Source organism: Virgibacillus sp. (genome assembly GCF_013393565.1).
GTDB lineage: Bacteria > Bacillota > Bacilli > Bacillales > Amphibacillaceae > Virgibacillus > Virgibacillus dokdonensis.
The window spans coordinates 22,952-46,895 of sequence record NZ_JABXHF010000019.1 but is presented as its reverse complement, the minus strand read 5'-3'; the positions used below and the strand labels follow the sequence as shown (position 1 = coordinate 46,895).

Genomic DNA, 23,944 nt, shown 5'->3' with positions numbered 1-23,944 from the left:
TAAGTTATTTTAATAACCGTAATCCATTTAAAATAACTAAAATGGTGCTACCCTCATGTCCTATTACTCCTAATGGCATATCAAGGATTTGTAAGAAATTAGACGCAATGAGTATAGCGATAACTGCAAGGGAGAAAAATATATTTTGTTTTACGACGCGATTCATTTTTTGAGACGTGTGAATGGCGTTGGTTATTTTGCTAAGGTTGTTTTTCATAAGCACGACATCTGCAGTTTCTAACGCTACATCTGTTCCTTCTCCCATTGCAATGCCAATATTTGCTGTAGCTAATGCTGGGCCATCGTTAATTCCGTCACCAACCATGCAAACATGTTGATATTTTCCTTTCAGTTTTTTTATTTCTTCCACTTTCTCATGTGGTAAACAATTTGCTACATATTCATCAATACCAGCTTCTTCTGCAATGGCTTTCGCAGTAAGATCATGATCTCCCGTAAGCATAACGGTGTGAATTCCATGTTGTTTTAATAGTTTAATAGCTTGTATGCTGTCTTTTCTTACCGTATCTTTCAGTGCAAATAAAGCTACAATCTGCTGTCCTTTTTTTACATAAACGATTGTTTTCCCCTCAGAAGCAAGTTGCTTCGTTATATCCTCAAAATCCGCTTCATAACCAATATAATCAGGCTTACCAATCTCCCAAGTTTCATCCTCAATTACGGCTGAAATACCGTTTCCAGTAAGCGTAGAAACTTGAATATCTTGTAACGAAGTACCTATTTGTTGTTGCTTGCCAAATGTAACTATAGCGTAGGCAAGAGGGTGTGTTGAATCTTGCTCCATAGCCATTGCAATAGGTAATACATCCTCTTGCTTATGATCTGGATGTACATGAAAATCAGTCACTTCCGGTTTCCCTTTCGTTAATGTACCTGTCTTATCAAATGCAATGGCTTGAATATGTCCCATGTTTTCAATGTGGACACCCCCCTTAAATAGAACCCCTGCTCTTGCGCTTTTAGATATGGCGGATAAAGTAGCTGGCATAATGGAGGCTACAAGGGCACATGGAGAAGCAACAACGAGTAAGATCATAGCTCGATAAATACTTTCCTGAAGTGTCCAGTCAAACAAAAGATGGGGAATGAACATCATCAAGACGACAACAATTAATACGATTTTCACGTAAGCTCCTTCAAACTTTTCAATAAATAACTGGGAAGGAGATTTTTCATCTTGTGCGGATTGAATCATTTGGATGATTTTTTGGAATAGCGTTTGATTTGCTGCTTTCGTAATTTCGATATATATCGAACCATCCAAAGCAACTGTTCCTGCAAAAACTTCTTCATTTTCTGTTTTTCGAACCGGAATAGATTCTCCGGTAATGGCACTTTCATCTATGGATGTTGCTCCACGGGAAATGATCCCATCTGCAGGGATTCGCTCTCCGGCACGTACATAGATCATGTCACCTATTTGTAAAGACGAAACAGTAACCATTTCTTTTTGATCGCCATTCATTCGTAATGCTTCTTCAGGTTGTAATTTCATAAGTGAGGATATTTCTTTGTTACTTTTATTCATCGTATACGTTTCAAGCGCACCTGATAAAGCAAAAATAAAGATTAGAATGGCACCTTCTGTCCAATAACCAATTGCAGCAGCACCAATCGCGGCGAATATCATTAACATTTCTACATTTAAGTCTTTATTACGTATGGTTTCTGTAATTCCTTCTTTTGCTTTGGCATACCCTCCGATTACAAATGCGACGAGATGAAGGGTAACCCATAAAGCGTCAGACAGATGATTTTCGAATGTCCAAGCAATTGCAATAAGTAACCCACTAAATAGAGCTGCAATTAGCTCTTTATGTTCAGATATTTTTTTCGTTATCTTTGTTTCGGTTAACATGATCGGCCTCTCCTATCGTTACTTATTGTTAAAAAGTTTACGGTTTTTTAACGGAGGGGTGAGAAGACACACAGAATGCATGGCTAAAATTAAATTCCCCAACCTAAAAAACAATACGCCTTTTTTCTATAATTATTATTATATAATATTTATTGTTATATTATCATAATGGGTGAGATTGTCAAGACCGCATATGCTTATTTTACCATGAAACTGTGCTTGAATTTGCTTTTTTGCATTAAAAATTAGCCTAATACAACAATAATAGCACTTTTTTAGAAAAATTAATAAAGTAAATGGTGCTTATTTTATTAATTGATAGAAATTATCAATTAATAATTTTATAAAAAGTATGTGTGTAAGCCATTTGTTTTGAAAAAATATTTTCATTTAAATATATATAACAATTGAAAATGTGTGTACATAAGTAAGTTGTTGTTTGTACTTATGCTTCCCTAACAATTAGAGTGAAAGGATAACAAGTTGTTTCTATTCCCCTTTAATTTATATGTATATTCTGTTACAATCCGATATGTACTTATAAATACAACAGATGGAGGAGTCATGATGAAATATATAAAGATATCCTTGATTTTAATTGCTTCAATAGTGTTTATTACTGCTTGCTCTAACAGTTCAGGTGATTTAAACAGTGAGGGTGAAAATGGTGAAACAGATAAGAGATGGCAAGAGGTAAAAGAAAAAGGAGAGTTAGTTGTTGGGACGTCCGGTACACTAATAGCAGCCTCCTATTATGATGGGGAAGAAGAAAGTGAGGAGCAATTGACGGGATATGATGTAGAAGTAATGCGTGAAGTTGCTAAGCGTTTAGATGTAGATATTTCGTTTGAAATTATGGGAATCGACAGCATGTTACCCGCCATTAAAAGTGGCAGAATTGATGTTGCAGCAAATGATATTGAAGCAACAGACAAGCGAAAAGAGTCCTTTAACTTTAGTGAGCCTTACAAATATTCTTATTCTACCATGGTAGTGCGAAAAGAAGATAATTCTGGAATTGAATCGCTAGAAGATTTAAAGGGGAAAATAGCTGGTGGTGGAGCCACTACTATATATAGTCAAATTGCCGAACATTTTGGCGCAGAAGTAAAAACGTACGGAAATGCTCCGAATGAGGCTTATTTACGTGATGTTCACAACGGTAGATCAGATGTTATCGTAAACGATTATTATTTATCTAAATTTGGTGTCGCAGGATTTCCAGAGTTTGATATTCATCTTCATCCAGATTTAAAGTTTCACCCAACAGAACAAGCTGTAGTAATTCCAAAAGATGCAGACATGCTTACTGAAAAAATAAATGATGCTTTAGCTGCAATGAGAAAAGATGGGACGCTATCAGAGTTAGCTAAGAAATTCTATCAAGAAGATGCTTCTCAAAAACCTGAGGATGATATACAAGAAATTGAAGGATTAGAATTATAATTCATATAAGCGAATTTTTAATTAGTTGGGGTTTTCTTTCATCCGCACTAATTATTAATCGACCAGGGATATGACTTCAGCCTTTTATGAAAAAAGGCATTTAGGGTGCTGTTACCTCCCACTTAGAATTTTTCCCATACTAGTGGGAGTCTTATAGCGCTTTACACCCGGAATAACCGGTTTAGAAGCCATTTTTAAGGCCATCCACAGTATCTGGATGGCTTTGTTACAAAATAGGAGAGCTTTTGCAAACAAACTCTTGTATATAAGCGATAGCTTTTCCTATACATGTGACAGAAAGGGAGATGAATGGTGCAAACATTCCAATTTAGTGACATATTTGATGTTCAGTTAGCGATAGATAATCTTCCGTTTGTATTGAGCGGACTGCCAATGACTTTACTTGTCTCGGTTATTGGTATGCTATTGGGGCTTGTTTTAGGGCTATTGCTTGCTTTAGCGCGAAATGCTTCTTATTTTTTCTTGCGCTTACCTGCTAGATTATACATATCGTTTATGCGGGGGACGCCAATCCTTGTTTTTTTGTTCATTCTGTATTTTGGACTTCCGGTTATTGGGATTAAATTGACAGCATTCATGGCAGCTTGCTTAGGGTTTGGTTTAAATAGTGCTGCGTATATTGCTGAAATTGATCGTGCCTCGTTGAATAGTGTAGATAAAGGACAATGGGAATCAGCAAAAGCATTAAATTTAACTTATTGGCAGACGTTGCGAAAAGTTATCTTGCCACAAGCGACTAGAATTGCTATTCCACCATTAACAAATGTATTTATGGATTTAGTCAAAGCTACTTCGTTAGCAGCTGTGATTACGGTCCCAGAGCTGTTCCAAAAAACACAAATTGTTGCAGGTAGAGAATTTGATGCCATGACGATGTATATTCTCGTAGCGCTCATTTATTGGCCGCTATGTATCGTTATTGCTTTTATCCAAGAACGTTTAGAAGCACGCTTCAGTAAATATGTCGTGCATGAAGCAGTTTAAGTTTTTTTACTATAATATTTAAAGGTTTATCGTATAAGAAAATAAAAACTACAGCTTTTGCCAAGTATTATGGGGAAAGCTGTAATTTTTCTAATCTAGGAAGTAAAAAGTTTAGTCTATCACAGTAATTGTAACTATGGTATATTTAGTATTTTGCTCATTGCATTAACCGTATGGAAAGGTAGTCGTTTTATTTAATGTGTCCAACTGCCGATGTACTTTGGGAAAATCTCCATCTCTAAACGAATGAACTGTTCCACTCAAAGGATACTTTGCCACGTATATAGTTCGATTTATTAAAATTCCTTTGAAATCATACATAGTCTGATTTTAATTTACTCAGCTTAGCTTGTAATAATTTTTTAATCCTTTCCCTATATCTCCTTACAATGAGTTTATTGGGAGTAAATGTATAAATTTGTCAAATAGCTGAAGTTCACAATTATTCATAAGTCAATTATTACATTTTAAAGTTATCATTTATCGTGCCAACACTGAAACTGAAATCGCAATAAAATCCACTTATACTTCCATTGATTCAGAGTTGCCATACTTTAAAAACTTTCTCTTATATACGGCAACATTAAACCTTTTAAATATCTATTTCAAAGTGTACATTTTTGCTTAACATGTGTATGAACATTACAAGGTGATACGGACCCTTCCCCAAGGTTGGTGTAACTTTTCAAATGACAGATAATACTATACAATTAAAAAAAGGGTGTGAGTAAAATGAGTTTACCAAACGAAGAACTTGTCTCCTTAAAAAAATTTTACCAAATGCGGGAGCAGACCGATCAGCTCCTTGAATATATTGATGGCGTCGTTTACATGTCGCCCTCACCCTCCACCGTTCATCAACGGCTATCTATGCGATTAGCCGCGCAATTATATAACCTATTAGAAAGCGGTGATTGTGAGGTTTTCTCGGCGCCGTTTGATGTGAAACTAAGTAATGAAAATATTCCTGGAGATAAAGTGTTTATCCCTGATTTGTCTGTCATCTGTGACAAAAGTGGCTTGGATGATCAACAATATACAGGTGCTCCTACAATGATTATTGAAATAATTAGCCCATCCAATCAGGCACATGACCTTATTATCAAATTGAATTTATATATGCAGTATGGGGTCAAAGAATATTGGATTGTGAACCCCCTGCTCAACACAATCATGGTATATGCCTTGAATGAAAAAGCGAAATACGAACAGAAAGACATTGTCCGTGAAAAGGGTATCGTCACATCATCAGTGCTTCCTGATTTTTCAGTTGATGCTGAGAAGTTTTTTCAGCAATAACAGCGTTACGCGGGATGGTTCTCTCGTCCCTAAAAAAGTCAGTCCAAATGTAACATCTGGACTGACTTTTTGCGCTATAGGAACGTATAATCTTTTATGGATTATAATATAAGCAAAACGACGAAAGCCGCTTCTGCTCGTCGAAAATTCGCTCATTAAGTTCTAATAATTTCCTTTTTACGTCCCCACTCGATTTGTTTCGTGTTGGGTGTTCTTCTTTACTAACATAGCTACTGTAATCACCATTAAGATAAAGCTTATAAAATAAAAGAATGAAACGCGTTCAAAAACGTCAATAAAATAACCGCCAATAAAAGGTCCGCTAATGCTACCAACACTAAACATGATGCCAACCATTAAATTTCCAGCTGGAAGTAAGTTTCCGGCGAGTAAATCTGTCATATAAGAGATACCTAAGGAAAACAAAGAACCTACACACATTCCTGCTAAAGTGAACAGGATAAATAAAGCAAGGGCAGAAGACTCTAAAATGGCAGTAAACAGAAAACATAGCGAACCGAGCGATAATACAGTTATTAGTACCGATCTTCTACCGAATTTATCGCTTAATGCACCTAAAGGGAATTGGGTAATTAAGCTACCTGCTGCAAAGCAAGGAATAATGAGTGAAAGTGTATGAACATCATGCCCAATACGCAGGCCATAGATAGGGAAAATGCTATGTAAAGAGGCCTCTAAGAAACCATATCCAAAACCAGGTAACATCGCAATCCAGGCTATTTTAAAGGTTTGTTTAAAGCGTTGCATTGAACTTGTCGGATAAACTGGGTCTACAGATTGTTCAGGCCACTGATTACGAAGGAAAAACAATAATAGCCAGACGGTGAAGCTCAAAGCTGCAGAAGCTAGAAAAGGCACCGATTGGTGAATGGATAAAAGTCTTGTCATTAATGGACCTATAGCAAAGCCTGCTCCAAACGATAAACCATAAAGAGCAATACTTCTTCCTCTTGTTTCCGCTGTAGCTGTTGCCGTTATCCATGTTTGTGTGCCAAAATGCAACATTTGGTCACCAATTCCTATAATAAGTCGCAATATAAACCAAAACCATAAAGACTCCCATACTGGAAATATAGCCAAAGAAAGGATGACGAGCAAACCGCCGACAAAAATCATTGGTTTAAAACCAAATTCTCGCATTGGCTTTTCCATAAATGGAGAAGCGATTAAAACTCCAATATATAATCCTGTTGCATGCAAGCCGTTAATAGAAGAGGCTACGCCATTTTGTTCAAGAATAATAGAAATTAATGGTAATAACATTCCTTGTGAGAAACCAGATATAAATACAAGCGCAATTAGTATCCACAAACGATATTTGGTCAGTTGCATGATGGACTCTTCCCTTCTGAGTGGTTCTCTGTTGTTTGTTGACTTGGCAACTCTTTAGGATGCTTGAGCTGTGAAACAACAATCTTCACCGGATGACGTTTTTTGGAGTGAAATATTATTATGTGTATCTGTCTTTTGGTTCTAATAAATTAAGTAAATTGGTGTGGCAACATTACTATTGTATCAATGTGGCAGTTCGTATTGTTGTTTTTATAAGGATCGTAGCTTCTAAAACGACAAGGTGGTAAACAATTACTTGCCCATACAAACCGTTAATTCGATCCTGTAATTGGATAAACCTAGCAATAATTTACTAGGAATAGAGGAAAAGGTCAATTATTGTGAATAAATTGGCCATATCGTTTATGATAAAAAGGAGAAGTATATTAAAAAATAGGAGGGAAGTTCTGATGAAATTACATTTAAAAGAACATGGTTTTAGAACTGAATTAGACTTTGGTCAGTTAGATATTTCTGGAGATGAGGAATTTGGCTTTCGCCCGTATCAACTAATGGTTGCTTCGATCGCTAGTTGCAGTGGTTCAGTCTTTCGTCAAATCCTTCAAAAGCAGCGCACAGACGTTCATGACATGCAAATTAATGCTACTGTTGAAAGAAATAAAGATGAAGCAAACCGCATCGAGAAAATAGCGCTTACTTTTATTATTAAAGGTAGTCATTTAGATGCAGAAAAATTGTACAAAAGCTTACATGTAGCACGTAATAACTGCTCTATGGTGCGTTCTGTGGAGGACAGTATTGAAATTGTAGAGAGAATAGAAATTATTGAACTTAGCAGATGATTTGTTCACGTAGGTATAAAATTCATATGTCAGAAAAAGCTAAGAAAAAAAGAAAGGGTTTGACATATGAACAGACTGAAGCATTCTATTTTCCTGATTCTTTTTGTTTCTTTCATAGTTATGGTGCTTGGACCAAATCAATTACTAGCTGAAGAAAAGAAAGAGACTTCTTTTAATATCCCTAGCCATGTACTAAATATTTCAAAAGATAATACTTTTCCTAATTCTACAGAGGATGAAGAAGTAATTGAGCCAAGTGAATTAACGAAAGAATTAACAGATAGTTTAGATATTAAAATTGAAAATCCAGTGTTAATTAAAATGTTAAATGAAACAACTTTAAACCCATCTCCAATTGCTTTTGGTTATCGAGGAATGGTTTATTTAGGACGTTGGCCATTAAATTATGAATCGCTGGAAACAACGATTAATTGGGAATACCAGCAAGTAAATAAAAATGAGTTGAATAATACAAGTGGGTCAGAGCCTCAAGAAATAAACTATATACAACAAGAACAAAAAGAAATCAAAGGAGCATTGACGAATAAAATCAGCAAACCATCTGATGTGAAAAAAATGATGTTGCTCACAGCAAAAGAAAAAACGAAACTGCCTCTTTCGTATCAGACAGTTATTGGAAAAAACACAAAAAAAGATAATACGTATAAAGTGCCCAGTGATAAACTTGCCGTTCTCCAATCGTATGCGCCAGCAGTAAATGAAAAAGGACAAGTTACATTTGGGGAAGTATATGTGAAGTTAAAGGGATCCGATAAATCCATTGCTGTCAAAAACGTGACGAAACAAGGAATTGGAGCTTGGATTCCCATTCAAGATCATGTCTCCTTCTCTTATAAATTAAAATAATGTTTAAAACAAAAAAAGCTATCGCCCTAGCGATGGCTTTTTTTACATTTGCTCTATAACGAATGGAAGGATTCGCTTTCCATTTTCTAATTAGAATATCTTGGCTGTAAGCAAGTATTGTGTGATAGTTTTTCTCTAAGGAAGTAAACGTTTGAAAATCATATTTCCTTTACCATAAGCGTATAATAAATTTGAAAAATACTGAAAATGTAAGAAAGGGTTGATTTTTTCTCTTTAATACTTTATCATAATGAAGTACTAAAGAGATGCGAAAGTGGGGAAGAAATAAAATGGAATGGGTCGTCCTTATATCTGTTCTCATATTAACCATATTAAGTTTGTTACGTGTAAATGTCATTATCGCTATTATTGCAGCTGCGATTAGTGCTGGTTTGATGTCTGGGCTAAATATAAAAGAAGCTGTTGAACTGTTAGTTAGTGGAATGGGTGGTGGTGCCAATACTGCATTAAGTTATATATTATTGGGTGCTTTTGCTGTAACAATTAGCTATACAGGTATTACATCATTATTAGTAACTTACCTTATTCGAATATTATCAGGTAAAAAGACGATGCTTTTACTCGTAATAGCAGCTGTAGCATCACTATCACAAAACGTCATTCCTGTTCACATTGCATTTATTCCAATACTTATCCCACCTTTATTGCCACTATTTGATAAAATGCGATTAGATCGGCGTGCAGTGGCGACGGCATTAACGTTTGGGTTAAAAGCTCCCTATATTCTAATTCCGGCAGGATTTGGCCTCATTTTCCATGAAACGATTGTGGAGAGTATGAAGCAAAATGGGGCGAGTATCACAGTGAACGAAACGGTGTTAGCTATGCTCATTCCAGGTTCAGGGATGATTGTAGGTTTGCTGATCGCTATTTTTATTACGTACCGTAAAGATCGTGTAGTCAATGATGGAATGAAAGAAGAGACATCAAAGGAAGAAACAAAGGCGGTACCATTCAACAAACAACATGTATTTACACTTATAGCAGTTGCTGGTGCTTTAACGGCGCAAATTATAACAGGCAACCTCATTATAGGAGCTCTTACGGGGCTTGTGCTCATGTTTATATTTTTTGTTATTCCTTTTCATAAAGCAGATCAAGTTGTCAGTGAAGGTATCGGCATGATGGGAACAATTGCTTTTGTCATGCTTGTGGCCTCAGGTTTTGGAAATGTATTGACAGAAACAGGTTCCGTAGAAGCGCTTGTAGAAGTATCTTCGGGGTTTTTAGATCAAAATAAGGCCCTTATTGCTTTCATTTTGTTGCTAGTAGGACTTATCGTTACGATTGGGATCGGCTCTTCTTTTGGAACCATTCCTATCTTAGCCGCATTGTATGTTCCCATTTGCTTAGCTGCAGGCTTTTCTCCATTAGCTACAGCTGCATTAATTGGAACGGCAGGTGCACTAGGTGATGCAGGGTCGCCAGCTTCAGATAGTACATTAGGTCCAACTTCAGGATTAAATGCTGACGGCAGACATCACCATATTTGGGACACGGTGGTACCAACTTTTATACACTATAACATTCCCCTATTTATTTTTGGTTGGGTAGCTGCTATTATTTTGTAAACAATCAAATAAAAATACTGTTTGAAATTAAAATTGCTATGACCCGTAGGAAGCTTTTCATCCTACGGGTTGTTCATTTTAGTGTTGCTTCTATTATTGTTTGCGATAATACATAAGAATAAATAGGCTGAAAATGTGCATAGTAAGATCAAAAAAGGTGATTATCCATGAGAAAAAGATTTTCTATATGTGCAGTTTTAGTTATATTGGCTACCTTATATACACCACTTTCATCTTTAGCATCTGGCTATGGATGGGGGTACAGTAAAAACGAAGTGCATAAAATCCCTGATATTGGAAAATATGCAAGCCTGCTTGAAAAATACAATGCGTATTATGCAGATCCATCTGGAGAAAAAAATGTATACGTAACATTTGATAATGGCTACGAACAAGGTTATACAGCTGATATCTTAGATGTATTAAAAAAGCACCAAGTTCCAGCAACTTTTTTTGTTACAGGGCACTACGTAAAAGAAGAACCTGAATTAGTAAAACGTATGGTAAAAGAAGGGCATATTGTCGGTAACCACTCGTATCATCATCCTGATTTTACGATTATGAATAAAAAAAATATACAAGAAGAATTAGAATCATTGGAGGAAGCAGTTGCAGCAATTTCCGATCAAAAAGATATGAAATACTTACGTCCGCCAAGAGGAATGTTTAATAAAGATACATTAGAATGGGCGAATGAATTGGGATATATTCACATCTTTTGGTCGCTTGCCTTTAAAGATTGGGAGACAGATAAGCAAAAAGGGTGGAAATATGCATTTGATCAAGTAAAAGAGCAAATTCATCCAGGTGCGATCATTTTATTACACACTGTTTCCTCCGATAATGCAAAAGCACTTGAAAAAATGATTCGTGCGTTACAAAAACAGGGCTACTCATTTAAAAGCCTTGATGATCTGGTGTTAAGAAATAAACTTCCTGAAGCTATATACGGCTTGTAGTTTTCCCTTACAGTGCAGTAAGAGGGGGCTTTCAACAGAAGGAAGTTGAAGGTCCTCTTCCATTGTTGGAAACCATTATGCTTGTAACAATGGAAGGTGCAGGTGTAAATTACGGGGAGATATAGCAATTGGCAAGCAAAATGAAAGTTTTTGCTTGCCAATCATTTTGAAACTAAAGTCACGTGTACATTTTTATTTAAAATTTTCCTAATATTTGATATGATTAGAAAAAGTATTTAAATGAGGAGTTGATATTTTGAAAAGGGAAGCACTTATTCCGCCAAAAGCTTATAATATTGCCATGGAGATAGAGCGTCACGCCAACAGCAAGAATAAACTAGCACTGATAAAGGAGAATGAATTTGGAGAAACCGATCAGCTTACATATAAGGAGCTAGTAAAGCGAGCTAACCAAATTGGTAACGTTTTCTTAAAAGCTGGCTTAAAAAAAGGTGACAAAATTTTAATTATGGTCAATCGCTCTTTTGAAGCCTATGAAGTATATCTGGCTGCATTGAAAACAGGAATCATTATTATTCCTAGTTCCGAAATGTTAAAAACGAAAGATTTGCAATACCGTGTATCACACGGAGAAATAAGTGGTGTCGTTAGTTTGTATCGTTTCGCAAACCAGTTCGAAGGAATACGTGAATATGATCAGTTACATAAATTTGTTATTGGTGAAGCGGTAGATGGATGGGTATTTTTGGATGAAGAAAAGAAACAAGTTAGTGAGCAATTAGAAATTGTTGATACGAATAGAGAAGATACCGCTTTTTTACCATACACATCAGGTACAACTGGGAATCCAAAAGGGGTTGTCCATAGCCATGCTTGGGGGTACGCTCACTTAAATGCAGCTGCATATAATTGGCTTGCTATCCAAGATGGAGATCGTGTATGGGCGACAGCAGGGCCTGGTTGGCAAAAATGGGTGTGGAGCCCGTTTTTATCCGTTCTTGGAACAGGTGCAACAGGTTTTTTTTACACCGGAAAATTTAACGCTGAAAAACATTTACAATTAATAGATGATTATCAAATAAACATAATATGCAGCACGCCGACAGAATATCGTATGATGGCGAAAGTCGATAGCCTTCCACACTATAATCTAATGTCCCTACATAGCGCTGTATCAGCAGGGGAGCCACTAAACGTTGAAGTAATAGACATATTTAGGCATCATTTTAATATTACTGTACGAGATGGATATGGACAAACGGAGAACACATTATTGCTCGGGTTTACAAAGGATATGCAGGTGAGGCCGGGATCAATGGGAAAGCCTACTCCAGGTAATAATGTAGAGGTAATTGATGAAAATGGTGATCCACTAGGTCCAAATGAAGTCGGAGATATTGCAGTGAGATTAGATAGCCCAGCTTTATTTTCTGAATATTATAAGGATACAGAGCGTACCAGTATGGCTAAACGAGGTTTGTATTATATAACGGGGGATCGTGCCTATAAGGACGAGGATGGCTTTTTCTGGTTTGAAGGAAGAAGTGATGATATTATTATTAGCTCTGGCTATACGATTGGTCCTTTTGAAGTGGAAGATGCGCTTATAAGGCATGCAGCCGTACAAGACTGTGCAGTCGTTGCAAGCCCTGATGAAATAAGAGGAAATGTAGTAAAAGCATTTATTGTTCTTCGGGAAGGATTCCAACCGAGTGATCAGCTAATAGAAGAATTACAAAATCATGTAAAAACGATAACGGGGCCCTATAAGTATCCAAGAAAAGTTGAATTTATGGATGATTTACCAAAAACAACATCTGGTAAGACGAGGAGAGTAGAATTACGTAATAAAGAAAAGATGGTAAATAAATAGAGCTATCAATGTGAGGAGATCAAATAAATGATTCTCCTCTTTTTCTTGTAATAAGAAAGTATAAAATTTGTTGCTTTAAATACCGATTTAACGGAATAGCCACGTTCGGCTCCAGCGCCCAGCAACTAGGCGACTTCACGAATCGCCCTAAGATAAGTCATCATCAGTTCGTGCTAAATAGGAAGGTCGACTAAACAGGGGTATGCCGCCCAACGTCGGCATACCCCTGTTTTAGTGGCATAATTCCTAAAACTTCAGTTGATTCGCTCCACTCGCTATTGCTAATGGGGCTTGCGCCTTTGTTCTGGACTATAGAAAAGTATAAGTTTATAGTATAAACCAAACTGACGGCGTTTTATCTGCATAGAGAATGAATGATAGCCAAGTTTTCTAATAGAGGATTCATACATCTTGTGGATGTTATGATACGTGAGCAAAGACCTTGAAAGTCAAACAAAGTCAAAGTATAATAATAGTCAAAAGGTCAAATAAAGTCAAAGTCATACGAAAACCATTAAAAACAAGCTTAAAACTTCGTATTATAGAAAAAATAAAAAAATAATACAAATCCCTTGAAAGTCAAAGAAGGTCAGAGTATAATATTAGTTGAAAGGTCAAAGATAGTCAAAGTCAAACATTGATGAGTATATAGATAAACTTTAAAAGGAGGAGTTCCATATGTTATGTCAAAATTGTAAACAAAATGAAGCAACAGTTAATGTAGCAATGCAATTAAACGATCAACATATGCAAATGCATTTATGCAATGAATGCTTCCGTAAAATGCAAGGCCAAATGATGGATGGTAATAATAACTTTTTTTCTCAATCCCCGTTTAGCAATGCTTATGGGTCATTTGCAGAATCGGGAAATGGCTCACCGAAAATGGGAACACGCACAAGACAACAGACAGGAAATCAAGGAAATGGTCTACTTGATCAGTTAGGTAAAAATCTAACAGATGAAGCAAGGGGTGGAAAGATTGACCCAGTAATCGGACGAGATAATGAAGTGAAACGGGTTATTGAAACATTGAATCGTAGAAATAAAAACAACCCTGTTTTAATTGGTGAACCGGGCGTGGGTAAAACAGCTATTGCAGAAGGTTTAGCTTCAAAGATAGTAGAAGGTGACGTCCCAACCAAATTATTGAATAAAGAGATTTATTTGCTTGATGTAGCATCACTTGTTGCCAATACTGGTGTACGAGGACAATTTGAGGAGCGAATGAAACAATTAATTCAGGAGCTGCAACAACGTCAAGATGTGATTCTATTTGTTGATGAAATTCATTTACTAGTTGGTGCAGGAACAGCAGAAAGCTCACAAATGGATGCTGGCAACATTTTAAAACCAGCGCTTGCTAGAGGAGAGATTCAACTAGTTGGAGCAACGACACTAAAAGAATATCGTCAAATTGAAAAAGATGCAGCATTAGAACGTCGTTTACAACCAATTATCGTTGAAGAACCAACTCCGGAAGAAGCGGTGCAAATATTAAAGGGTATTAAAGATCGTTACGAAAAATTTCATGAGGTACGCTATTCTGATGAAGTTATAGTAGCTTGTGTAAACTTATCTAAACGCTATATCCAAGATCGCTACTTACCAGATAAAGCAATTGATTTAATGGATGAAGTTGGTTCTAGACTAAATTTAAATAATTCATCTAAAGATTCTGAGTCTATTTATCATCGTTTAGAAGAAGTAAAAAAAGAAAAAGAAGCTGCGGCTGAGCGTGAAGATTATGAACGAGCAGCACACTTACGTTATCAAGAAATTCAGTTACAAAAACAGTTGGAAAAAGCAAAAGGTGAAGAGCAAGATATAGATGTAGATGTGTCTGACATTGAGTTAATTGTCGAAGAAAAAACGGGTATTCCAGTAACGAAACTACAAGCAGATGAACAAGAAAAGATGAAAAATCTTGCTAAACATCTAGGCGAAAAAGTTATTGGACAACAAGAAGCAGTTAATAAAGTAGCTAAAGCAATTCGTCGTAGTAGAGCTGGTTTAAAAGCAAAAGAACGCCCAATCGGTTCGTTCCTATTTGTTGGACCAACTGGAGTAGGTAAAACAGAATTAACAAAAGTGCTAGCTGAAGAATTGTTTGGTACAAGAGATGCGCTTATTCGACTTGACATGAGTGAATACATGGAGAAACATGCTGTATCTAAAATTATTGGTTCACCTCCTGGTTATGTAGGACATGAAGAAGCCGGACAATTAACTGAAAAAGTGCGTCGTAATCCGTATTCCATCGTTTTATTAGATGAGATTGAAAAAGCGCACCCAGATGTACAAAATATGTTCTTACAAATCATGGAGGATGGTCACTTAACAGATTCTCAAGGCAGAACAGTGAGCTTTAAAGATACTGTCATTATTATGACAAGTAATGCGGGAACTGGATTTAAAACAATAAGTGTCGGCTTTAATAAAGATAAGCACGATTCCGTCTCCACGTTGGAAAGACTAAGCGACTATTTCAAACCAGAATTTCTTAACCGTTTTGATGCGATTATTCGCTTCAATGAATTAGAAAAAGAACACCTACTAGAAATTGTTGACTTAATGCTTCAAGAGCTACATGATACAATCGAAGAAAACAATATTTCAATTACTATTACGGACGAAGCAAAAGAAAAGCTTGTTGATGTAGGATTTGATGCAAGATTTGGTGCGCGTCCACTACGAAGAGTGATTCAAGACAAAGTAGAAGACCAGTTAACGGATTTAATACTTGAAAATGAAAATGTAAATCATGTTCAAGTCGACGTTATAAACGACAATATCGTAGTTAAACAAGCTTAAAAATTATAATGAAAAGCTACTGAGCACGAAGAAGTGTTCAGTAGCTTTTTTTTAGGACTATAGGAAAGCAATTTAGATTTTATCGTATAAGAAAAACCATTAAGAGTTGGTGAAAGCCTTCGTTTTTCTAGTGAAAAATCTTATAAGGTAAGTCAATGATGGAAGACCCACTTCATACTTTTGTCTATAAGGAAAACAACCGTTCAATTTACACTAGTCTAAGGGTAACAATAAGTACATCCAAAAAATGACTGTTTGTATCGTTCATAAATACGCCCTGTTTGCAAGAGAATAAACAGTATACTCCAAAATGCAAAGGGTGCAGTTTCTTATGTACAAAAGACAGCATATTTCTATAATAATTCTCACTATATTTATTACTTTTATTCCTTTTCAATCTGTACATAGTGATAATGCTGCAAAGGATATGCAAGTTCATTTTATTAATGTCGGTCAAGGTGACAGTATATATATTCGAACCCCGAGTAGTAAACATATTTTAATCGATGGCGGACCGCCAAAATATGGTAAAAAGGTAGTCAATTACTTAAAGCAGCAAGGTGTAAAAAAATTAGATTTAGTAGTAGCGACACATCCAGACATAGATCATATTGGCGGGCTCGTCACCGTAATGAAGCAATTGGAAATAAAAAAGATGTTAGATTCCGGTAAGCTGCATACAACGAAAAGGTATTCCAAATATATTCAGGAGCTTGTAAAACAGGAAATTCCTATATCAATTGCAAAAATGGACGAAGAAATAGAGCTTGATCCATCATTAAATATTCAAGTACTCAATACGTATCAACCATCTAGGACGAATAATCAATCTTCTATCGTTTTACAAGTATCGTATAAACAAGTTGATTTTTTATTTATGGGGGATGTAGAAATGAAACAAGAAAAAGATATTCGAAAAAAAGTCGATGCATCAGTCGAAATATTGAAAGTCGCACATCATGGATCGAAAACAAGTTCCTCGCTCTCGTTTTTGCAATCCATCCAGCCTAATATAGCTATTTTAACGTATCACAAGAATAACCGTTATGGGCATCCAGTTGAAAGAGTGATTCATCATTTATATAAAGTAGGAGCTTCCATATATTCAACTGGAGCGTTAGGGCATCTAGTAATTCGTACAGATGGGACAACCTATATGGTCGAGCCGGAAAAAGAACCTTATGATGCTTTATATGCCAGTTCATTATTTACAAAAATATACAAAAGTGATATCGTTATAATATAAAAATGATAGGTAGGTGCAGGCACATGAAGGAGAAACCAGCTTGGACGTTTAATGGGTATGCGGGAGTTTTAATTATTGCATTTTTGTTGGCGGGTACGGTATTTAGCTTTTTAGAACAACAATTTATTATTGGAATTCTTTGTGTCATCGTAGCTGTTACTTTAGGAAGTGGAATTACTTTAATCCAGCCAAACCAGTCTGCAGTTGTCATGTTTTTAGGGAAGTACATGGGAAGTATTCGGAAGGAAGGAATTGTGATAACAGTCCCTTTCTCTGTTCGAAAAATGATTTCGCTTCGTGTGCGAAATTTTAATAGTAATCGCTTAAAGGTTAATGATGTTAACGGAAATCCAATTGAGATTGCTGCGGTTATTGTTTTCAAAGTCATTGATAGTGCAAAAGCCGTATTTGATGTGGATCAGTATGAACAATTTGTAGAAATTCAAAGCGAGACGGCAATTCGTGCGGTAGCTACCAAATATCCTTATGATTCTTTTTCAGACGCGGAACTATCCCTTCGTGGAAATGCGGAAGAGGTATCGAATGAACTGCGTGTTGAATTACAAGAGCGTTTGAAGGTAGCAGGTGTAGAAGTAATTGAAACACGGTTAACCCATTTAGCTTATTCTACGGAAATCGCTCAAGCAATGCTCCAACGTCAACAAGCAAGTGCGATTATTGCAGCAAGAAAACAAATTGTGGAAGGAGCCGTAGGGATGGTGCAGGATGCCATTACGCAATTAGAGCAAGACGGCGCAGTAGAACTTGATCATGAGCGTCGTGTGGCCATGGCCAATAATTTACTCGTATCCATTGTTGCTGATCAAGGCACGCAACCTGTTATAAACACAGGATCCCTATACCAGTAATAAAAAGAGGGGTTTTATGGCAAAAAAGAAAAGCTTTCCGTTACGGATTGACCCAAAGTTGTATGAGATATTGCAAGTTTGGGCTAAAGATGAATTTCGCAGTGTAAATAGTCATGTAGAATTTCTGTTACGAGAAGCAACTAAAAAAGCGGGTAGACTACCAAAGAGTGAAGATAAAAAATAGGGGAAGATTAAATGGTAAAGCTTGCAAAAAGCCAAGGTGGCATTCTGCAAGCTTTTTTTATTTATTTTATGTAATGAGTCACATTCCAGATAAACTTTTCCATAGTTATCCCGAACATATAGCTTGTGTGTTTATAAAACAATCATTGTATAAAAAATAGCAAAAGTGTTGATAAATAGCGCGCTGAAAATATGTCGAGAAAAACTTGATACATATGCTAAAAAAGGTTGACGAGTGAGCTGTTTTGTTATATGGTTAGTTACATAAGTAATTAACCAATGAAGGTGATGAGATGAAGCCTAAATTAGATGAAAGCAAACCGATCTTCTTGCAAATTAAAGAGCAGTTGGAAGATTCGATTATAACTGGTGCTTTAAATCCTGGCGAACGAGTACCATCGACAAATGAATTTGCCAGTTACTATAAGATAAATCCGGCAACGGCTGCAAAAGGAATTAATGAACTCGTTGATGAGTCCATTTTGTATAAGCGAAGGGGTGTAGGTATGTTTGTAACGGACGATGCAAAGCAATTATTAATTGATAAGCGAAAGCAATCCTTTTACAAAAATTATGTATTACCGTTAAAAAGTGAAGCAAAGAAACTGCATATTAGTCAATCAGAGTTGGAAAAAATGGTAGAAAGGTTGGATGAAGAATGAAAATTGAAGTTCGCCAGTTGACAAAGCAGTATAAGAACAAGTTTGCTTTAAACCATGTTTCCTTCACCTTAGAAGAACCGAAAATTTACGGATTGTTAGGAAGAAATGGCGCTGGAAAAACAACGTTTATGGATATGCTAGCGGGAAATATTTTGCCAACAAAGGGCGATATTTTCGTGAATGGAGAGAGACCTTTTGATAATCGACATGTACAGGAAAATGTTTGTTTGATTAAAGAAGGAAATAACTTCAAAAAAGAGTGGAAAGTGATAGAGGTAATTCGACTTTATTCATTTTTCTATCCAAAGTTTGATCAACAGTTAGCGAAACAGTTATTAAAAACATATAACTTGAATCCAAATGCAAAAGTAAAGACACTCTCCAAAGGAATGGAATCCGCACTCGGTATAACAGTTGGATTAGCTAGCAAGACGCCAATTACGATCTTTGATGAGCCTTATATTGGCTTGGACGCTGCAGCGCGAAAACAATTTTATGATGTCATGTTACAAGAGTATGAAAATGAAAAACGAATGATTATTTTTTCCACGCACTTAATTGATGAAGTGAGTCTTATGTTTGAAGAAGTGCTTATATTACAACAAGGGAAATTGGTATTGCAAAAATCCGCAGAAGCATTACGCCAGCAAACGATTTCTATAACCGGACGACAAGAACAAGTACAGACGTTTATAAAAAATAAACAATTAATTAGTAAGAAGGAATTTATGGGTACGATGACAGCTTATGTATTTGCAGATAGGCAAGAAGCAAAAGAAGAAGGGCTGGAAGTCGAAAGTATTTCAACGCAAGACTTAATGATACAGTTAACAGAAAAAGAAAGAGGGGATCGCCATGAAGCAATCAGTTAAAGGGATAATTTATTTTTTGTTAGTCGAAATACGTAGGTCATTAATCATTTTTTGGACCATTTTATTTACTATTTTACTTGTTTCACTCGCTTTTTCTTATTGGCTATCACAAATAGAAGAAGGCTCTTTTACTTTTAGTTTAACAGGTCCTATCTATGTGTTCTTTAGTGTTTGGGGATTTATTTGTATTAAAGAAATTATTCCTTTTTCTATTAAGCTTGGCGCTACTCGGAAGCAAATATGGAGTACCATCGGTCTATTTTTTCTTAGTTTAGCAATGATCAAAGCCGTATTTGTTCAATTTTTACGAGAAGCGATATGGATATTCAACGATTGGGTTGGCATTGATGTTTTTAGGTTTTTGCACCCTGTTCATTTTCTTACCGATAACTGGTATAGCCGTATGGTCATAGATGTTGCTATTTTTTCCTTTCTCTTTGTAATATCCTATATTATTGGCTCTGTATTCTATAAGTACGGGCTCATTGGCGGTGGAGGTTTGTTAGGGGTTATTTTACTTGTTTTACTAATGACAATTGCCACAGGGGACTTTGCTCCATTTGTACGAGAAATGATAGCGAATATGAGTCTTACTTTTTATATACAATTGTTTGCAGTGAGCGTAGTGCTTTACCTGTGCTCTTTCTTACTCATCCGTCGAATGACAACGATAAAAGTCCAATAATCTTTAGCTTACCCTATCCACATGCTTTGTTAGTTTGAAGCAAATGGATAGGGTAACGATTTATTTTATTGGTTTCGACGAATAAAAGTCCGGTTAAAACGATAGAAGGATGCTAGTAGTATAAGCGCAATGAGCACGATACTTATAATCGTTGTATACATCAATTCAGAAGATACGTCGCCGGTAACAAGGAGTTCTTGAATATACACGGATAAATTAGTTGGACTCCATGCTAAACGGGTTCCTAGTAAGCTTGTTACAAGACTGATAACAGCTGTTGTCCCAATGGTTGCAAAAGCGACTATGCCAGGTGATTGTGTTACCGTATTAAAGAAAATGGAAACGGTGCAAACAAGCAGCAACCATAGCCCGTAGTAAAAAATGACAGCGAGCAACATAGAGAAAGTGATTTCCCCATAAAGTATGTTCGTATAATACCAGCTCGCCGTCATACCAATAATAAAAGCAGCGAAGACGAGTAAAAGGAGGGAAAGCCACTTCGCAAGCACAAATTTGGTATATGACACAGGTTTGACAAGTACAAGCTCTATAACTCCGCTTTTTCGCTCACCACTAATGATACCCATGGATAAGAGGACAATGACTAGAACACCTAATGTAGAATATTGGCTTAAACTCATCATGATTGCATCAGCTGGTGAAAACGTAGGTAACTCAATTACTGCACCATCTCCTAAACCACCAACCGATTCTAATATTTCTGGAAGGTAATAATTCGTTATCGGGTCCATAATAGCTAATAGAATAAAAACGAGCGGTACCCATATCCACTTTTTATTACGCCAATTTTCCAAAACTTCTTTTTTAAAAAGTACTTTCATCATATATTGTTCACCGCCTTCATAAACATCTCTTCTAGTGTAGCTTGCTCAAGTTTAAATGCCAATAAAGGCCACTTTTCATCCACGGCTTGTTGCAATATTTCTTGTCTTGCTGTTTCTATATTATTAGCAATCACTTGTACGGTGTCTTTTTCTAGTAATGTGCTTTTAACATGATGAAGAGCTGCCACTTTCTTTTGATAAAATGCTTGATTTTCCGAGAATTGTAACGTTATTTTTGTCGTTTGATATTTTTGACGTAAGTCCTTCATTTTTCCTGATTCAATCATTTCTCCCTTACGTAATAAAATTAATTCATCACTAATTTCATCCGCATCACTTAAAATATGGGTGGAGAATAATACGGTCATTTCTGTTTTTAGCTGATCCAGTAACGTAAGCACTTCTCTACGTCCGATCGGATCAAGGGATGATACAGGTTCGTCGAGCATGAGTAGCTTCGGTTGATGGATAATTGCTTGGGCAATGCCGAGACGTTGCTTCATACCACCTGAATAATTGCCAATTCGTTTGTTTTTTGCTTCAGCAATCCCTGTTATATCAAGTAGTTCCGCACTTCTTTTACGTGATGCGGTCTTGGTTAGACCACCCAGCTGTCCGCTATAGACGAGAAATTCACTTCCTGTCATCCATGAATAAAATACAGGATGCTGTGGTAAGTAACCAATAAGCGTTCGCCTATCGATACTTTTATGCTTGTCAAAAATGATTTCCCCAGACGTAGGTTGTAAGAGACCAGCAATCATTTGCAGTGTCGTCGTTTTTCCGGCACCATTTGGACCAATTAATGCAATACATTGATGTGGAGTGAATTGGTATGCCAAATCTTGTACCGCATATGTGTTGTTAAACTGCTTTGATAAATGAGAAATAGTTAAAATCGTCATTTATTGGTGTCTCCTTCCGAATAGAAAATATAAAATAGGACCAATCATATTAAGAAAAATGATGATAATGAGCCATAACCATTTAGGACCATTTGTATTTTTGACTTTTGCCCAATCAATGAGTGCAACAATCACTAATATAAGTTGAATAATGATAATCGGTGCTAGGATAGCCCAGTTAATAGAATGTAAGATATCTTCCATTACCCATCTCTCCTTTAACGAGTTAGCAAAATAATACTGAGCGTAAGCAGTGAAAATGCGAATAGTATTCCCCAAGATTTAGGGTTTGCCCAATTAAACGCCCAACCAATTCCAAAACGTTTTTCTAAAAAAATCGACGGATCCTGTTTATTAACATAAAATACGCCTAGCTTCCAATAGCGGTCATTGTCACGATCAATGATTTTATCGTTTCCCTCATCCGCTATTTTTACCCTACTACCACCTTGACCAGTAGAAAAGGCTAAATAGATAACGCCAACTAACAGAAGCCCATGAATAATGACAGATGTGACAGTAAATACATGGTTACCTTTAGGGAGAAGCAAAATAAATTGTGCTACAGAGAGCCATATCGTGAGCAATATACTGCTAGCGATCATATACAGTGACCACCGTCTCCGAAAAATGACATTTTGTTGTAAAGATCTATCTGGATTTTCCGAACTAATTTGTTGCTTTACCTTTCCAATGAGAATATTGACTGCGAAGAATAAACCTATTAGAAATAGCTGGGTTAACGGTAAAGCGAATACGGATAAATAAGATTTGGATACAAAATTTGTCGCTTCACCAAGAAAATCAAAGTTAGTCGGCAATTGATCTGGAAATTGGTCATACCATATATATGTTAGTGTGGTGGTGATTAGGAAAATTAGAAATGGTATGATAAACCATTTATTAGAGAACTTTAGTTGCTGCGTACGAAACTTTGTGTGAACCATTACTTTTTCTGTTTTATCGTCCCACCATGTAGCGGCTTTTTTCCGTTGCTTCATTATCCTGTGAAAATAAAGATAAATAAAGAATTCAATGATCATATAGCCAAAAATGAGAAAGGTGAGAAATACGCCTCCTCTTTTATCTTCCATGATCGATTCGGGCGAAACTAATACAATTCCAAACACAACGATGCTTACAACTACTGTAAGTAAAGCGTATTTTCTTCGTAATTGTTTCATTTCTGAGGTTGCATATATTTCTTCAGGGATGGACACACCAAAGCTTTCTGTTTTCCTAGTCAAATAAGGTATGAAAATGAAAAAAAGTGCTAGTGGAATAAATGTGATAGCTAAACTAAAAGTGTTCATAGCTGGTCGCCTCCTTTCATAAGGTTATCGAAAATACGTTCGCAAATTTCCGAAAATTCTTCCTGCTTTAAATCACGGCAAATGCTCTCAGCTATGAGTGGTCGTAAATTCTTTTCTAACGCCATTTTGTAAGCTTCTGTCGCCTTTGGGATGCCGTCTGGATGAATCATAACTCCTTTCTGGCGATGAATTTGTAAAAACCCTTCCTGTTTTAATTGTTGGTAGGCTTTATTAACAGTATGTAAGTTAATGCCGATATCAGCAGCTAGTGATCGAACAGATGGTAAAGCATCACCTGGAAGTAGCTCTTTCTTTGCAATTCCTTCAATAATTTGTCTCATCAATTGTAAGTAAATGGGATCTTCGGATTCAAAATCTAGTTCAATAAACACACTATATAAACTCCTTTTTTTGTTCTATCTGTTATACTTATAATATAACAAATAGATAAAAATAGCAATGTTTGTTTTATTTTTCTTGAAAATTTGCTTAACAGTAACTATGTAAAATGGA

General features: G+C 36.2%; 22 protein-coding genes. 15 read left to right on the top strand and 7 right to left on the bottom strand.

Translation table 11 applies throughout. The annotated features are described in order from the left end of the window. Positions 1 to 4: 4 nt before the first annotated feature. Positions 5 to 1,879 carry a heavy metal translocating P-type ATPase gene (locus HLX49_RS05935; protein ID WP_296360994.1) on the bottom strand — a complete coding sequence of 625 codons (1,875 nt, stop codon included), beginning with the start codon at positions 1,877 to 1,879 and terminating at the stop codon, positions 5 to 7. Positions 1,880 to 2,446: 567 nt separating this feature from the next. On the opposite strand from HLX49_RS05935, the gene HLX49_RS05930 reads away from it, so the two are divergent. From HLX49_RS05930 to HLX49_RS05920, 3 genes are all read left to right on the top strand, one after another. Continuing rightward, entirely contained in the window at positions 2,447 to 3,325 is an 879-nt protein-coding gene (locus tag HLX49_RS05930) for a transporter substrate-binding domain-containing protein (RefSeq protein ID WP_296360999.1), read from the top strand. A 309-nt stretch (positions 3,326 to 3,634) separates the two neighbouring features. Then, positions 3,635 to 4,330: an amino acid ABC transporter permease gene (locus HLX49_RS05925; protein WP_077702739.1), complete on the top strand. Its 696-nt coding sequence runs from the start codon at positions 3,635 to 3,637 to the stop codon at positions 4,328 to 4,330. A gap of 732 nt (positions 4,331 to 5,062) precedes the next feature. Then, on the top strand, positions 5,063 to 5,629 hold the full coding sequence (locus tag HLX49_RS05920; RefSeq protein ID WP_296360993.1) for a Uma2 family endonuclease: 567 nt from the start codon (positions 5,063 to 5,065) through the stop codon (positions 5,627 to 5,629). Between the two features lie 177 nt (positions 5,630 to 5,806). On the opposite strand, the gene HLX49_RS05915 is transcribed toward HLX49_RS05920, so the two are convergent. Continuing rightward, positions 5,807 to 6,982, bottom strand: a complete 1,176-nt coding sequence (locus HLX49_RS05915) for an MFS transporter (protein WP_296360992.1) — start codon at positions 6,980 to 6,982, stop codon at positions 5,807 to 5,809. 410 nt (positions 6,983 to 7,392) lie between these two features. On the opposite strand from HLX49_RS05915, the gene HLX49_RS05910 reads away from it, so the two are divergent. The 12 genes from HLX49_RS05910 (at position 7,393) to HLX49_RS05855 (ending at position 20,368) form a co-directional block, all read left to right on the top strand. Further along, the gene (locus HLX49_RS05910; RefSeq protein WP_073011308.1) at positions 7,393 to 7,785 is read left to right on the top strand and encodes an OsmC family protein; all 393 of its coding nucleotides are present in this window, start codon (positions 7,393 to 7,395) and stop codon (positions 7,783 to 7,785) included. A gap of 120 nt (positions 7,786 to 7,905) precedes the next feature. Beyond that, the gene (locus HLX49_RS05905) at positions 7,906 to 8,652 is read left to right on the top strand and encodes a YfkD family protein (RefSeq protein ID WP_414930284.1); all 747 of its coding nucleotides are present in this window, start codon (positions 7,906 to 7,908) and stop codon (positions 8,650 to 8,652) included. A gap of 290 nt (positions 8,653 to 8,942) precedes the next feature. Next, positions 8,943 to 10,244 carry a Na+/H+ antiporter family protein gene (locus HLX49_RS05900; protein WP_077702743.1) on the top strand — a complete coding sequence of 434 codons (1,302 nt, stop codon included), beginning with the start codon at positions 8,943 to 8,945 and terminating at the stop codon, positions 10,242 to 10,244. A 167-nt stretch (positions 10,245 to 10,411) separates the two neighbouring features. Further along, positions 10,412 to 11,203, top strand: coding sequence for a delta-lactam-biosynthetic de-N-acetylase (gene pdaA, locus HLX49_RS05895; protein WP_077702744.1), 792 nt, complete (start codon positions 10,412 to 10,414; stop codon positions 11,201 to 11,203). 256 nt (positions 11,204 to 11,459) lie between these two features. After that, a complete protein-coding gene (gene mbcS, locus HLX49_RS05890; RefSeq protein ID WP_077702745.1) occupies positions 11,460 to 13,037 on the top strand; it encodes an acyl-CoA synthetase MbcS in 1,578 nt (525 codons plus the stop codon). 678 nt (positions 13,038 to 13,715) lie between these two features. Further along, a complete protein-coding gene (locus HLX49_RS05885; RefSeq protein WP_077702746.1) occupies positions 13,716 to 15,851 on the top strand; it encodes an ATP-dependent Clp protease ATP-binding subunit in 2,136 nt (711 codons plus the stop codon). Positions 15,852 to 16,182: 331 nt separating this feature from the next. Further along, positions 16,183 to 17,097: a ComEC/Rec2 family competence protein gene (locus HLX49_RS05880; RefSeq protein ID WP_296360991.1), complete on the top strand. Its 915-nt coding sequence runs from the start codon at positions 16,183 to 16,185 to the stop codon at positions 17,095 to 17,097. A 23-nt stretch (positions 17,098 to 17,120) separates the two neighbouring features. Further along, positions 17,121 to 17,966: an SPFH domain-containing protein gene (locus tag HLX49_RS05875; protein WP_296360990.1), complete on the top strand. Its 846-nt coding sequence runs from the start codon at positions 17,121 to 17,123 to the stop codon at positions 17,964 to 17,966. 16 nt (positions 17,967 to 17,982) lie between these two features. Beyond that, positions 17,983 to 18,150, top strand: coding sequence for a type II toxin-antitoxin system antitoxin (locus HLX49_RS05870; RefSeq protein ID WP_296360989.1), 168 nt, complete (start codon positions 17,983 to 17,985; stop codon positions 18,148 to 18,150). Between the two features lie 292 nt (positions 18,151 to 18,442). Next, a complete protein-coding gene (locus HLX49_RS05865; protein ID WP_077702750.1) occupies positions 18,443 to 18,811 on the top strand; it encodes a GntR family transcriptional regulator in 369 nt (122 codons plus the stop codon). Further along, a complete protein-coding gene (locus tag HLX49_RS05860) occupies positions 18,808 to 19,683 on the top strand; it encodes an ABC transporter ATP-binding protein (RefSeq protein WP_296360988.1) in 876 nt (291 codons plus the stop codon). Before HLX49_RS05865 ends, HLX49_RS05860 begins: the two co-directional genes overlap by 4 nt. Further along, a complete protein-coding gene (locus HLX49_RS05855) occupies positions 19,667 to 20,368 on the top strand; it encodes a hypothetical protein (protein WP_296360987.1) in 702 nt (233 codons plus the stop codon). Before HLX49_RS05860 ends, HLX49_RS05855 begins: the two co-directional genes overlap by 17 nt. Before the next feature lie 65 nt (positions 20,369 to 20,433). Here HLX49_RS05855 and HLX49_RS05850 read toward each other — a convergent pair whose 3' ends face one another. The 5 genes from HLX49_RS05850 to HLX49_RS05830 are packed head-to-tail and all read right to left on the bottom strand — an operon-like array spanning position 20,434 to position 23,823. Continuing rightward, positions 20,434 to 21,213, bottom strand: a complete 780-nt coding sequence (locus HLX49_RS05850; RefSeq protein ID WP_296360986.1) for an ABC transporter permease — start codon at positions 21,211 to 21,213, stop codon at positions 20,434 to 20,436. Next, positions 21,210 to 22,118, bottom strand: coding sequence for an ABC transporter ATP-binding protein (locus tag HLX49_RS05845; protein WP_077702754.1), 909 nt, complete (start codon positions 22,116 to 22,118; stop codon positions 21,210 to 21,212). The genes HLX49_RS05850 and HLX49_RS05845 overlap by 4 nt, the downstream gene beginning before the upstream one ends. Then, positions 22,119 to 22,322 carry a PLD nuclease N-terminal domain-containing protein gene (locus HLX49_RS05840; RefSeq protein WP_296360985.1) on the bottom strand — a complete coding sequence of 68 codons (204 nt, stop codon included), beginning with the start codon at positions 22,320 to 22,322 and terminating at the stop codon, positions 22,119 to 22,121. A 14-nt stretch (positions 22,323 to 22,336) separates the two neighbouring features. Then, the gene (locus HLX49_RS05835; protein ID WP_077702756.1) at positions 22,337 to 23,431 is read right to left on the bottom strand and encodes a DUF1648 domain-containing protein; all 1,095 of its coding nucleotides are present in this window, start codon (positions 23,429 to 23,431) and stop codon (positions 22,337 to 22,339) included. Next, complete coding sequence (locus HLX49_RS05830) at positions 23,428 to 23,823, bottom strand: GntR family transcriptional regulator (RefSeq protein ID WP_101933551.1); 396 nt, start codon at positions 23,821 to 23,823, stop codon at positions 23,428 to 23,430. The genes HLX49_RS05835 and HLX49_RS05830 overlap by 4 nt, the downstream gene beginning before the upstream one ends. Positions 23,824 to 23,944 lie beyond the last annotated feature (121 nt).